This is a genomic window from Citrobacter sp. XY323 (assembly GCF_025106035.1).
GTDB classification, from domain to species: domain Bacteria; phylum Pseudomonadota; class Gammaproteobacteria; order Enterobacterales; family Enterobacteriaceae; genus Citrobacter; species Citrobacter braakii.
Genome location: NZ_JANYUK010000011.1, coordinates 261,071 through 272,918, shown reverse-complemented (window position 1 = coordinate 272,918; position 11,848 = coordinate 261,071). Strand labels below are relative to the sequence as shown.

Here is an 11,848-nt window from a genome sequence, read left to right as displayed (position 1 = left end):
TTTTCAGGAGTGAAAGATGTCGTTAACGAATCCATTTTTACACCACAGCACATTGCCGTATCAGGCGCCGCAGTTTGATCAGATCGACGTGCAGCATTATCGTCCAGCGTTTGATGAAGGCGTGCGGCAAAAACGCGCCGAGATCGACGCTATTGTGCAAAACTCACAGGTTCCTGATTTTGCTAATACGTTGCTGGCGCTTGAACAAAGCGGGGGGCTGCTCACGCGCGTGACCAGCGTTTTCTTCGCGATGACGGCGGCGCACACCAACGATGAACTACAGCGCCTTGACGAAGAGTTTTCCGCAGAGCTGGCGAACCTTGCCAATGATATTTATCTCAATGGCGCGCTTTTCGCCCGTGTCGAAGCTGTCTGGCAACGGCGTGGTACGTTAAGTCTGGATAGCGAATCAATACGTCTGCTGGAGGTTGTGTATCAGCGTTTTGTACTGGCCGGCGCCCGTCTGAACGAGACCGATAAAGCCAAACTTAAAGCGCTCAATACGGAGTCAGCCACGCTGACCAGCCAGTTCAATCAACGGTTGCTGGCAGCAAACACGTCAGGTGCTATGGTGGTGGATGATATCCGGCATCTGGAGGGGCTGAGCACAGAAGAAATTGCCGTTGCCGCCGAAGCTGCAAGGGCGAAAGGGCTTGAAGCGCGTTGGGTTATCCCGCTATTAAACACAACACAGCAACCGGCGCTTGCGGTTTTACGCGATCGTCAGACCCGCGAAAAACTGTTCACCCGCGCATGGACGCGGGCTGAAAATGATGATGGCAACGACACGCGAGCTATTATTCAGCGACTGGTAGCAATCCGGATGCAGCAGGCGCAACTGCTTGGTTTTGCCAATTACGCAGCCTGGAAAATTGCCGACCAGATGGCAAAAACACCGGAAGCGGCACTGACATTTATGCGATCTATTGTTCCAGCCGCGCGGGCGCGGGCGTTGGATGAGCAGGCTGAAATCCAGAACGTTATCTTTCAAGAACACGAGTCGTTTAGCGCCGAGGCCTGGGACTGGTCGTTTTATGCCGAGCAGGTCCGTCGTGAGAAATATGACCTTGATGAGGCACAGCTCAAACCTTACTTTGCCCTGGATTCGGTGCTGAACGAGGGCGTTTTCTGGACGGCCAATCAACTCTTTGGCATCAAATTCGTTGAACGATTCGATATTCCGGTTTATCACCCGGATGTTCGGGTATGGGAAATATTCGATCATGATGGCGTAGGATTGGCGCTATTTTACGGTGATTTCTTTGCCCGGGAATCAAAAAGCGGCGGAGCCTGGATGGGCAATTTTGTTGAGCAATCGCTGCTTAACGAAACCAGACCGGTTATTTACAACGTCTGTAATTATCAAAAACCAGCACAGGATCAGCCTGCATTGCTGCTGTGGGATGATGTTATTACGCTATTTCATGAATTTGGACATACATTGCACGGTCTGTTCGCCACTCAGCGTTATGCCACGCTTTCTGGAACCAACACTCCGCGTGATTTTGTCGAGTTTCCTTCACAGATCAACGAACACTGGGCGAGCCATCCTCAGGTCTTTGCCCGTTTTGCCCGACATGTTGATACCGGGGAGCAAATGCCGCAGGCATTGCGGGATAAAATGCAGCGGGCCAGTCTGTTTAACAAAGGTTACGACATGACCGAACTGCTCAGCGCTGCATTGCTGGATATGCGCTGGCACTCTCTGGAGTTGAGCGAGTCATCTCATCCGGTCGATCAATTTGAACAGCAGGCGCTGGCGGCGGAAGGTTTGGATCTCAAGGCTGTGCCGCCGCGTTATCGCAGCAGTTATTTTGCCCATATCTTCGGTGGCGGTTATGCCGCAGGTTATTATGCCTATCTGTGGACGCAAATGCTGGCCGATGACGGCTACCAGTGGTTCGTAGAGCAGGGCGGATTAACCCGTGAAAACGGACAGAAATTCCGCGAAGCAATTTTGTCCCGCGGAAACAGCACTGATTTAACTGAACTTTATCGCCAGTGGAGCGGGCGTGAACCGCGCATGGAACCCATGCTGGAACATCGTGGCTTGAGCGCTTAAGACTGGTCAGCCAGAAAATTGAACCGGGCGTGGTGCCCGGTTGTTAGCTGGATTTTTTCTTCAGCAAAATGAATCGTTGTTGGGTATTGATGCCTTGCATCTCATAGAGACGCTCGGGTAGGGAGTGCTGCTGGTGAAAGGTCGGCATTGTTTTCCTGTTCTTACGTTACTTGACTGGTTTGCTTTGGGAAGGAAGGTAGGTATTGCCGCAGTTGGGGCAGACTAACGTTATGTTGTTTTTTATTCTCGACAGGCTGTGCATTGACTGGCGGCAGCAGTGAGGACAGGTACTTTTCACTGGTCGTAAAGTACGCATCTTAATATCTTTGAGTATCGACATATTGATTGTCCTTGTGATGGGGTGCTTACCATACACTATGAAGCAATAAATAGCTTATTTTATAACCATTGCGATAACATGGATTACTGTACGGTTTGCAAGAATCTCATTAGCGGCCAACATGTCTTATAGAAGGTAGTTACGTTTCGTTTAACGTTCATTGGGGTTGTCGATGATAGATTAGCCAACTATCCGTTATCTTCGCAGGGAATTGCCAGGTAGCGTATAAAAGCAAAACACAAATCTATCCATGCAAGCATTTACCGCTGGTTTATCCGGCGGTTTTTTTTTATCTGTACATCAGGGAAAAGGTGCCGGGAAGGGGAATTCAGGTAAAAAAATGGCCCCTTGTGCAGCTACGCAGCAAGGGGCCGGGTCGGTTCAGGACTATCTCCGTTCATCAATCATCCCATCTGTGGCTAAAATACGCGGCCAGGAAACCGGAAAATAAAATAATTCCCAGAACAGCCATAAAAATATTCATATTACCCAGCATAGTAAATGCTCCTTTATTTGTGAGTTTCCTCTCTTACCTTAAGTTCACCTCGCTTATGACTATAGTAGCAATTCAATCTTAAACAAAGGCTGAACTGTGTGATTATTTCGGCGGAAAAGTAAAATTTTGACGTGATTACGTCGGGAAAAATAAATAATAGTGACAAGGCACGGTTATCTGCGAACAAATAACCATGTTTTTATACCGGGGCACGCCGTTATGACCGTGTGTGACAGACACAGATTGTTGCACGTTTATAATGCAGAGTTGTCTCATTGTGGTTCAATGTTTCACGCGATTAATCCTTCTGGCGGCAAAAATTAATACTGCTTTTTGTGCCTAAAATTCTAATTCATTGATTTTATATGATGTTTTAATATCTGGCATCGTTTTTGCCTTATCACTTCTGAATACCCTTAATTTGCACCGTTTTGTCTGCCCGGCTGCACCGGAGCTTTCAACAAGACTAATTTCAGGAGTGAAACTATGCAGCGTCGTACATTTTTAAAAGCTTTTACGCTTTCCGCCTCTGTTGTCGCAATGGGAATGAGTTTTAGTGTTCAGGCGGCCGATACTATTAAGGTTGGCATCATGCATTCGTTATCCGGCACCATGGCTATTTCCGAAACGCCGCTGAAAGATGTGGCGTTGATGACTATTAATGAAATCAATGCGCAGGGCGGTGTATTGGGCAAAAAGCTGGAACCGGTGGTGGTTGACCCGGCTTCGAACTGGCCGTTATTTGCTGAAAAAGCACGTCAGTTACTGAGTCAGGACAAGGTAGCGGCGGTTTTCGGCTGCTGGACATCGGTTTCGCGTAAATCGGTTTTACCGGTATTTGAAGAATTGAACGGTCTGCTGTTTTACCCGGTGCAATATGAAGGTGAGGAGATGTCGCCTAACGTCTTCTATACCGGCGCTGCGCCTAACCAGCAGGCGATCCCGGCGGTTGAGTATCTGATGAGTGAGGACGGCGGCAGCGCTAAGCGCTTCTACCTGCTGGGTACGGACTATGTCTATCCGCGTACGACTAACAAAATTTTACGCGCCTTTTTGCATTCGAAAGGCGTGGCCGATAAAGACATCGAAGAGGTGTATACCCCATTCGGACACAGCGATTACCAGACCATTGTTGCCAGTATTAAAAAATTCGCCGCAGGAGGAAAAACGGCGGTGGTATCGACCATCAACGGGGATTCTAACGTTCCATTCTATAAAGAGTTAGCGAACCAGGGCCTGAAAGCCACGGATGTTCCGGTGGTGGCATTCTCTGTGGGTGAGGAGGAGTTGCGCGGTATCGATACTAAACCGCTGGTGGGCAACCTGGCTGCGTGGAACTACTTTGAGTCTGTAGATAATGCGGCCAACAAGAAGTTCGTCGCGGATTACCGGGCGTATGCTAAAGCGCATAAGCTGCCGAATGCTGATTCGGTGGTGACCAACGACCCTATGGAAGCCACTTATGTTGGCCTGCATATGTGGGCGCAGGCAGTAGAAAAAGCCGGAACTACCGATGTGGATAAAGTCCGGGCGGCTATGGCAGGACAATCATTCGCGGCACCATCAGGATTTACCCTGACCATGGATGCGACCAACCATCACCTGCATAAACCCGTCATGATTGGCGAGATTGAAGGCAACGGCCAGTTTAACGTGGTGTGGCAAACCGAAGCGCCGGTTCGCGCCCAGCCGTGGAGTCCATATATCGCTGGTAATGATAAAAAATCTGAACAGCCCGTTAAAACCGCCAGCAACTGATCTTACGCCCTCCTGCGGGAGGGCAACGCTTTGGAGAATGCTCATGAAAGCCATGCGCTTTATTCGTGGTGTGTTGTTGCTGACGTGGCTTTTGCCGTGGATAGCGCAGGCCGCAGATGCCGATACCTTTACCGCCGCCAACCGGACTCAGCAGGCCGCCTTACTTGAACAATGGTCGGTAAAACCCGACGTTCAACGCTTGCCGGTGCTCAAAGCGCTGAGTGATGAGAACCTGCTGACAGATAACGCGAAAAACGCGTTTATCATGAACGGCTCGCACGTACAACCGCTAGGAATGGCGGCAGGTCCGAACGGCGAGCTAAAAAAAATCCGCCTGACTAACCGCCTGCGTAATCTGGTTGCCGGAACCTTGGCCGTCCACCAGCTCTTAAGTGACAGTGTCACGCAAAGGGGCGGGGCAGCGCGTACATTACAGCGTGAGGCCCAGCCGGGGATGCTGCCGTTTTTGCAGCAACGACTGGCCCAGGAGCCGGATGCTGACGTGAAATCCTTACTGGCTATTGCACTGGCAAACCTGCAACTGACCAGCACCTCGCCTGAGATCAGACGTCAGGCAATCGAACTGCTAGGGGCGTCGAACGATCCTGAAACCCAGGCGCGCCTGCAGCCATTCACCCATGCTGAACATGAACCTGATGCCCGCGTTCGTGCTGCCGCTGACGAAAGCCTGAATTCCATCGCGCATCGCATGAAGGTTGGCGATCTTCTTGGACAGGCATTTATGGGATTGTCGCTGGGCTCCATTTTGCTGCTGGCGGCATTGGGTCTGGCGATAACCTACGGCTTACTTGGCGTCATTAATATGGCGCATGGTGAGATGTTAATGCTCGGCGCTTACGGTACCTGGATGGTGCAACAGCTGATGGGCCAGTTTTTCCCGCAATGGTTGGCCTGGTATCCGGTTATTGCGCTTCCGGTCGCCTTTTTGCTTACCGCTGGGGTTGGAATGCTACTCGAGCGCGGAGTGATCCGCCATTTATACGGGCGTCCGCTCGAAACCCTGCTGGCAACGTGGGGGATCAGCCTGATGCTTATCCAGTTGGTGCGTATGTCCTTCGGCGCGCAAAACCTTGAAGTCGCTAATCCGGAATGGCTTTCCGGGGGCATTCAGGTTTATGCCAATCTGATTTTGCCGTGGAACCGAATTGTGGTGTTTGGCTTTGCCATTCTGGTGCTGTTCTTCACCTGGCTGTTGTTGAATAAAACCCGTCTCGGACTGCGCGTACGTGCGGTGACGCAAAATCGCAATATGGCGGCCTGCTGCGGCGTACCTACCGGACGTGTGGATATGCTGGCCTTTGGTCTTGGTTCAGGGATTGCCGGACTGGGGGGCGTAGCGCTCTCGCAGTTAGGCAACGTAGGACCGGAACTGGGGCAAAGCTACATTATCGATTCGTTTCTGGTGGTGGTGCTGGGCGGCGTGGGACAACTCGCGGGGAGTGTAGCCGCTGCGTTTGGGCTTGGGATTTTCAACAAAATTCTTGAGCCTCAGGTGGGAGCGGTTCTCGGTAAGATTATGATTCTGGTGCTGATTATTTTGTTTATTCAGAAACGTCCTCAGGGGCTGTTCGCGTTGAAAGGGAGGGTTATTGACTGATGACGATGCCAATGACATTAACGCTGGCGCGTAAAGCGCCGCGCGCGACACGCATCCTGGGGCTGGGTTTACTGCTGACGCTGATTATTCTGCCGTTTCTGGCGCTGTTACCTGCGGATCATCCGCTGGCCATATCGGTGTGGACATTGACTCTGGCCGGGAAAATTCTCTGCTATGCCATTGTGGCTGTGGCGCTGGATCTGGTGTGGGGCTATGCGGGAATGCTCTCGCTGGGCCACGGTATTTTCTTTGCGCTGGGGGGATATGCGATGGGAATGTACCTGATGCGCCAGGCTTCCGGCGAAGGATTACCGGCCTTTATGTCGTTTCTGTCGTGGACCGAGCTGCCCTGGTTTTGGTGGGGAACGCAACATTTTATCTGGGCGATGTTGTTGGTTGTGCTGGTGCCGGGCCTGCTGGCGCTGGTATTTGGCTGGTTTGCCTTCCGTTCAAAAATCAAAGGGGTCTATTTCTCCATCATGACTCAGGCCCTGACTTTCGCCGGAATGTTACTGTTTTTCCGCAACGAAACCGGCTTTGGGGGAAATAACGGTTTTACCGGTTTTACCACCATTTTGGGATTTCCGGTAACCGCGACCTCAACCCGTATCGCACTGTTTCTGGCGACGGTCATGCTGCTGGTGCTGGCAATATGGCTGGGACTGGCGCTGGCCCGCAGTAAGTTTGGTCGAATTCTCACTGCCGTGCGCGACGCCGAGAACCGACTGATGTTCTGTGGTTACGATCCGAAAGGTTTCAAGCTGCTGGTGTGGACGCTTTCCGCCGTGCTGTGCGGCCTGGCGGGGGCGTTGTATGTTCCGCAGGTGGGAATCATTAACCCCAGCGAAATGTCGCCGACCAACTCGATAGAAGCGGCGATTTGGGTTGCCCTTGGCGGGCGTGGAACCCTGATTGGCCCGGTATTTGGCGCCGTACTGGTGAACGGCGCTAAAAGTCTGTTTACCGTCATTATGCCGGAATACTGGCAACTGTTTCTTGGCCTGATCTTTATTGGCGTTACGCTGTTTTTACCTCGTGGTGTGATGGGTCTGTTTCGCAAGGGAGACAAATAATGCAGCCAGATGAAGGGCTTTTTACTCGCCAGATGCCAGGCGATCGGTTTCGCAACCAAACGGACCCGGTGCTCCAGTTGGAAAAAATTAACGTTAACTTCGATGGCTTCCAGGCGTTAACGGATCTCACGCTCAATATTGGCGTTGGGGAGCTGCGTTGCATCATTGGTCCCAACGGTGCCGGAAAAACGACGCTAATGGATGTTATTACCGGCAAAACCAGGCCGCAAAGTGGTCGGGTGATATACGATCAGTCGACCGATTTAACAACGCTGGACCCCATCGCCATTGCACGTCAGGGTATTGGGCGGAAGTTTCAGAAACCCACGGTATTTGAAGCGTTAACGGTGGAGGAGAATCTGGAGCTGGCGCTGAAAAGTGATAAATCTGTCTGGGGCTCTTTACGGGCGCGCCTCACCGTCGAACAACGGGATCGTATAGATGAAATACTGGCGCTGTTGCGGCTGGGCAACGAGCGGGCCCGCCGCGCCGGGCTGCTTTCTCACGGGCAAAAACAGTTTCTCGAAATTGGCATGCTGTTAGTACAGGAGCCGCATTTACTGCTGCTGGATGAACCCGCGGCGGGCATGACGGATGCGGAGACGGAATACACTGCGGAACTGTTTCGTAAGCTTGCCGGGAAGCACTCGCTGATGGTTGTTGAGCACGATATGGGATTTGTCGAAACCATTGCCGATCGCGTCACGGTCTTACATCAGGGACGCGTTCTGGCTCAGGGAAGTCTGCGCGAAGTGCAGGCCAACGAGCAGGTTATTGAAGTTTATCTCGGGCGTTAAGGAGCACAGATGTTGCAGGTGAAAGAACTGAATCAATATTATGGTGGCAGCCATATTCTGCGAAGTGTGAACTTTGAGGCGCGTATCGGCGAGGTGACATGTCTGCTGGGGCGTAACGGCGTGGGGAAAACGACGCTTCTGAAGTGCCTGATGGGGCTTATTCCTGCCCGCAGTGGGAGTGTGTTCTGGCAGGAGAAAAATGTCACTCACTGGAAGCCGCATCAGCGGGTCAGGGCCGGTGTGGCGTATGTACCACAGGGTCGCGATATTTTCCCGCGTCTGACGGTAGAAGAGAACCTGCTGCTCGGCCTTTCCCGTTTTTCAGCACAGGAGGCCAGACGTGTGCCGGATGATATCTATGCGCTCTTTCCGGTTCTACAGGAGATGAAACATCGGCGGGGTGGAGATTTGTCCGGCGGGCAACAGCAGCAACTGGCGATTGGGCGAGCGCTGGCCAGTCGCCCGCAGTTGTTAATCCTCGATGAGCCCACGGAGGGGATCCAGCCGTCGGTGATTAAAGAAATTGGGCAGGTGATTTCTCAACTGGCGCACCGGGGTGACATGGCCATTTTGCTGGTGGAGCAGTTCTATGATTTTGCGCAGCAACTGGCCGACAAATACTTACTCATGTCGCGAGGCAGCATTATTCAAAGCGGTGACGGTAAAAATATGGAATCCGAAGGCGTTCGAGGGCTGGTCGCCATTTGAGATTCGCGACAGAGCGGCTTTGGCTCTGTCGCGATCATCATTAGCAGACCGCCGTCTGGCCCCAGGGTTTGGCGCGCATGCCTTTTATCATTAGCGCCCAGGCAAGAACGATCGCCACCATCAGCGCCACAAACAGCGACCACGGCGGCAATGTGGTTAAAATGACGCCGCTGACTAATGGGTTTACCGCTGCGCCCAACCAGCCTAACGACTGGGCGGAAAAATAGCTGGCTTTCATTCCTGCAGGTGCGATGTTGTCGATGAGCATGTATTCACCCGGTGCGTAAATGACTTCGCCGATAGTGAAAAAGGCCGCAGAAATGCCCCATAACACCAGGTTGTTGCCGGAGAAGGTGAAGCCAACCAGACCGACCACAAAGAACAGCGTGCCTACAGTCATTAGCGGGCGGATATTGGTGGCGGTGAGCCTGCGCCCGAGGGCATATTGCAGTGATACCACAATGGCGGCGTTAACAGGCAGGACGACTGCCACCACTTTCTCGGCAAAATCGCCGTCTGCAACCACCATAACGTATTGCGAAATACAGGACGCAAAGGCACCACCAACGAATGACGCCAAAAATGCTGACAGCGTAAACCAGAATAATGCTCTGTCGCGCAGCAGTACCGAGGGGGACCAAACTGCGGCGTTCAGACCTTCTGATGCTGCTGGTGAACGTTTTACCCAGGTCTGGATAAACACCAGAGGGAGTGCTGAACATGCAGCAGCGAGCCAGAACGGCAGGTTAATGCTTTGCATAACCAGTAGCGTGCCCAGCGGTGGGCCTACGGTCCAGCCGATGTTCAGCACGGTATAGTTAAGCGAGAAAATTTTAGTTTTGTTGGTCGCAGAGAGATTATCGGCAAACCAGGCTTTCAGCACCGTGGCGAAGACGGAGTAGGCGCAGTTGATCAGGGCAAAGAGCAAAACCACTACCACTACGTTATGCACCAGTGGAATAGCAATAAAGCCAGAGGCAAAGCCGCAGATAGCCAGCAGCATATAGCGTTTTTTATCAAACTTGTCGGCCAGAATACCAAAGCCAAGGCTGAACACGACGCCAATGGTCAGTGCGACCGTCATCGCATAACCGATCAGGTCGACGCTCAGATTGTACTGTCGGCTGAGGTAGATCGTCATAAAGGGCAGCGTGGCGCCACGCCCAATCGTTAATAACAATGATGACGCGAGTAACGCGAGAGTGGACCTTCTCAGAGAGATATTCATTTTCCTGCCCGACAATGCATGTTGTTATGTTTTTTTTAGATATCAGAAACAAATAGCATGCTAAAAGTGTGATGTACACTCAATAAGTTGTCCGAAAATGCCCTGTGTGGCCTACCTGAATTAATGATCTGTTACGGCACAACGATTTCCGTTACTTTAATTTGTTTACAAAAATTTAATATTCGCAGGGGCGGTGGTATGTCGCGTAAAGACGGGTTATTAGCGTTACTGGTCGTTGTGGTTTGGGGGCTGAACTTTGTCGTCATCAAAGTGGGGCTACACAATATGCCACCCTTAATGCTGGCTGGGTTGCGTTTTTTACTGGTGGCATTTCCGGCGATTTTCTTCGTTGTCCGGCCGAAAATTCCGCTTTCACTGCTGCTCGGCTATGGGCTGACCATCAGTTTTGGGCAGTTCGCGTTTCTCTTTAGCGCCATCAAATTCGGTATGCCTGCCGGGTTAGCTTCTCTGGTATTACAGGCTCAGGCGTTTTTCACCATCATTCTGGGGGCATTCGCCTTTGGTGAACGTCTGCAAGGTAAACAACGGGTAGGGATTGCGCTGGCCATATTTGGCGTGCTGGTGCTGATTGAGGCCAGTCTGAACGGACAGCATGTTGGCATGCTCGGTTTTATGCTGACGCTGGCGGCGGCGCTAAGCTGGGCCAGCGGTAATATCTTTAATAAAAAAATCATGCAGCATACGTCACGCCCGGCGGTGATGTCGTTGGTGGTATGGAGTGCGTTGATTCCTGTTGTCCCATTCTTCCTCGCCTCAATACTTCTCGATGGCCCAACGCAAATTATCCAAAGTCTGGTGACGATAGATATGACCACCATTCTGTCACTGGTTTATCTGGCGTTTGTGGCGACCATTGTGGGTTATGGCATCTGGGGATCTTTACTCGGGCGTTATGAAACCTGGCGTGTCGCGCCGTTGTCGCTGTTGGTGCCGGTTGTTGGACTGGCGAGCGCGGCCGTGCTGCTGGATGAAACGCTTACCGGATTACAACTGCTCGGTGCGCTGCTGATCATGGCAGGATTGTACATTAATGTGTTTGGCTTTCGGTTGCGTAAGACTGCGCAGGCGAGAGGGTAAAAAAAAGCCCCGCAGTGACGGGGCAAAAAAAATTACAGGTTGCGCATATTGTAATAAGGCACACCTAATTCGTCGGATTTGTCGCTGCCTGCACCCATATGATTAAAATCGAACGGGGACCGATCGTGCGCAGGCGGCATGATCATCGCGTCACGACTGTTTTGTGTGGCAGGTTGCGCGGTCTGTTCCGCCATGCTCTGGCCCGAAACAACATACAGCAGGGCCAGCATCGCATAAGACAGAAGTTTCATGATTTCCTCGGTTACGTCGTTAACTGGCGATTAGCAATTACATTGATTGAGTGGCAGCAAATAGCGTGATTCGCCGTGCATATTCGTCATACGGTATTTATGCGGCGGAACATCAAAATAGTTTTTGAATGTCCGGGTCAGCGTTTGCTGGGACTCAAAACCGTAACGCTCCGCCAGATAAAGGATCGGCTCGTTACTCTCTTTTAATTTTTGCGCTATTTCAGTCATTTTACGGCTACGGATGTATTGACCCAGTGAATGACCGGTTTCTTTTTTAAACATCCGTTGCAGGTGCCATTTGGAGTAACCTGAACGCTCTGACACCTTTTCCAGCGAGAGCGGCGATTCAAGGTTATTTTCGATCCAGTCCAAAATGCTATGAATAGTGATTGTGTCAGTATTGCGTCTGGACATCGTCA

Annotated in this window: 12 protein-coding genes; 7 read left to right on the top strand and 5 right to left on the bottom strand. The window is 51.7% G+C overall.

Going from position 1 to position 11,848, the window contains the following annotated elements; genetic code table 11:
• Positions 1–16 precede the first annotated feature (16 nt).
• Entirely contained in the window at positions 17–2,062 is a 2,046-nt protein-coding gene (dcp, locus tag N0B36_RS15395) for a peptidyl-dipeptidase Dcp (protein WP_016153062.1), read from the top strand.
• Positions 2,063–2,228: 166 nt separating this feature from the next.
• Here the strand turns inward: dcp and N0B36_RS24465 are convergent, their stop codons facing one another.
• Positions 2,229–2,402 (bottom strand): YnfU family zinc-binding protein, encoded by a 174-nt coding sequence (locus N0B36_RS24465; RefSeq protein WP_213083734.1) that lies wholly within the window; start codon positions 2,400–2,402, stop codon positions 2,229–2,231.
• A gap of 400 nt (positions 2,403–2,802) precedes the next feature.
• Positions 2,803–2,898, bottom strand: coding sequence for a protein MgtS (gene mgtS, locus N0B36_RS15390; protein WP_003032406.1), 96 nt, complete (start codon positions 2,896–2,898; stop codon positions 2,803–2,805).
• Positions 2,899–3,384: 486 nt separating this feature from the next.
• Between mgtS and urtA the strand changes: the two genes are divergently transcribed.
• The 5 genes from urtA to urtE are packed head-to-tail and all read left to right on the top strand — an operon-like array spanning position 3,385 to position 8,852.
• On the top strand, positions 3,385–4,656 hold the full coding sequence (gene urtA, locus N0B36_RS15385) for an urea ABC transporter substrate-binding protein (protein WP_259688595.1): 1,272 nt from the start codon (positions 3,385–3,387) through the stop codon (positions 4,654–4,656).
• 43 nt (positions 4,657–4,699) lie between these two features.
• Positions 4,700–6,274 (top strand): urea ABC transporter permease subunit UrtB, encoded by a 1,575-nt coding sequence (gene urtB, locus N0B36_RS15380; protein ID WP_216404093.1) that lies wholly within the window; start codon positions 4,700–4,702, stop codon positions 6,272–6,274.
• The gene (gene urtC / locus N0B36_RS15375) at positions 6,274–7,347 is read left to right on the top strand and encodes an urea ABC transporter permease subunit UrtC (protein ID WP_016156480.1); all 1,074 of its coding nucleotides are present in this window, start codon (positions 6,274–6,276) and stop codon (positions 7,345–7,347) included. The genes urtB and urtC overlap by 1 nt, the downstream gene beginning before the upstream one ends.
• Positions 7,347–8,144, top strand: coding sequence for an urea ABC transporter ATP-binding protein UrtD (gene urtD / locus N0B36_RS15370; protein WP_259688594.1), 798 nt, complete (start codon positions 7,347–7,349; stop codon positions 8,142–8,144). Before urtC ends, urtD begins: the two co-directional genes overlap by 1 nt.
• A 9-nt stretch (positions 8,145–8,153) precedes the next feature.
• Positions 8,154–8,852: an urea ABC transporter ATP-binding subunit UrtE gene (urtE, locus tag N0B36_RS15365; protein ID WP_046276386.1), complete on the top strand. Its 699-nt coding sequence runs from the start codon at positions 8,154–8,156 to the stop codon at positions 8,850–8,852.
• 40 nt (positions 8,853–8,892) lie between these two features.
• Here urtE and ydeE read toward each other — a convergent pair whose 3' ends face one another.
• Positions 8,893–10,080 carry an efflux MFS transporter YdeE gene (ydeE, locus tag N0B36_RS15360; protein ID WP_047359042.1) on the bottom strand — a complete coding sequence of 396 codons (1,188 nt, stop codon included), beginning with the start codon at positions 10,078–10,080 and terminating at the stop codon, positions 8,893–8,895.
• Between the two features lie 198 nt (positions 10,081–10,278).
• On the opposite strand from ydeE, the gene eamA reads away from it, so the two are divergent.
• The gene (gene eamA, locus N0B36_RS15355) at positions 10,279–11,178 is read left to right on the top strand and encodes an O-acetylserine/cysteine exporter (protein ID WP_259688593.1); all 900 of its coding nucleotides are present in this window, start codon (positions 10,279–10,281) and stop codon (positions 11,176–11,178) included.
• A gap of 32 nt (positions 11,179–11,210) precedes the next feature.
• Here eamA and marB read toward each other — a convergent pair whose 3' ends face one another.
• Positions 11,211–11,429: a multiple antibiotic resistance protein MarB gene (gene marB, locus N0B36_RS15350; RefSeq protein ID WP_016153071.1), complete on the bottom strand. Its 219-nt coding sequence runs from the start codon at positions 11,427–11,429 to the stop codon at positions 11,211–11,213.
• A 30-nt stretch (positions 11,430–11,459) separates the two neighbouring features.
• The gene (gene marA / locus N0B36_RS15345) at positions 11,460–11,843 is read right to left on the bottom strand and encodes an MDR efflux pump AcrAB transcriptional activator MarA (RefSeq protein ID WP_003032424.1); all 384 of its coding nucleotides are present in this window, start codon (positions 11,841–11,843) and stop codon (positions 11,460–11,462) included.
• Positions 11,844–11,848 lie beyond the last annotated feature (5 nt).